The sequence below is a fragment of the Bradyrhizobium sp. NAS80.1 genome (genome assembly GCF_001908205.1).
GTDB lineage: Bacteria > Pseudomonadota > Alphaproteobacteria > Rhizobiales > Xanthobacteraceae > Bradyrhizobium.
In genome coordinates this window covers 1-1,171 of the sequence record NZ_LGHL01000426.1, presented here as the reverse complement: position 1 = coordinate 1,171, position 1,171 = coordinate 1, and the positions used below count along the sequence as shown (strand labels likewise).

Below are 1,171 nucleotides of genomic sequence, written 5' to 3'. Positions count from 1 at the left end.
AACCAGCAGAATGGCCCATCTGCGACCTCGTGCGATGTCCTGCTTGATGCCGCTACTGAGGGCATAACGGACATGTTCAAGGGCCGGGAGTGCCTATCGCAGCTTGTTTTGCTCCACCGCCACCTCGGCTTCGAGCATTTCAAGCTGGCTTGCCAGACCGCTGAAGGTTCGGCTTATGTTGGTCAGAAGGGACGCTCGTTTTTCGGAAATCTGGGCTTGGTCCACGCCTCGCAGGCGAGCCGGTCCGCTTCCCTGCGCGCGTCGGCCGCCCGCTCTTCCGCCGCCCGGAGCGACGCCCCCGAAATCGTCTCGCCCGATGTCCCCATGGCGGGAAGATGCGCCGGCCGGCGCGGGACAGGCAAGCCGCTACGGATTGCGGTCTAGGCCGGAACGGGCACAAGGCGATTGGTGGAAGTGGGTCTAAAATCGCCCGTGATCGCGAGAAAGTTGAGCGGAAACCAGATCGGTCCGCGCCAGTTGGAATTGCCTCCGAACAGTCCGATCCGCGATTCGCCCGGCTCATAGTCAAGACGAGCGAAATGTCCGTCCAAGTTATGAGCGGATATTCGCGGTGGTAGCGGGACAGCGATCGTAGCCCGTAAGTTTCGTCCCTGCCGGCAGGTGCGGCGGAAAGAACTGAACCCGGGCTTTAGACTAAGAAACCTCTGTCCTCAATGCCGTCAAGGTCCGAGCGTCTTGGCTAGTGGTAGCGCGACTTCTTGGGAGAAGCAACGAGCCATCCGCACAGCAATATGACAGTTCGCTACCCGATGGGATGCGCGTCTGAAGCACTGACCTATTCGCTAGACGCTGCAAGTGGGGCACGTTCGCCTGAGGGCATTGACGATACGCGCATCATGGGGCCGATCAGCGCCGAGCGAGCGGAGGAGACGAGATCATGGGCTACAAGCCGATCGAGTCCTACGGCGTCATCGGCGACCTGCACACGGTTGCCCTGGTTGGCATCGACGGGTCCATCGACTGGTGTTGCCTGCCGCGCTTTGACTCGCCGAGCGTCTTTGCGGCGATCCTCGACGACCAGAAAGGGGGCTCATTCCGGATCGCCAGTCTCTACGAGGCGCAGCACAAGCAGATGTACATGCCTGACAGCAACGTCCTGGTGACACGCTTTCTTAGCGACCAGGGCGTCGGTGAGGTGGTCGACTTCATG

The 1,171-nt window shown here is 61.1% G+C and carries 2 protein-coding genes; both read left to right on the top strand.

Translation table 11 applies throughout. The features are described 5' to 3' along the window. Positions 1 to 384: hypothetical protein (locus tag AC629_RS48100; protein WP_210419242.1), on the top strand; the 384-nt coding region annotated here is incomplete at its 5' end. Positions 385 to 898: 514 nt separating this feature from the next. After that, positions 899 to 1,171: trehalase-like domain-containing protein (locus AC629_RS44020; protein WP_245332209.1), on the top strand; the 273-nt coding region annotated here is incomplete at its 3' end.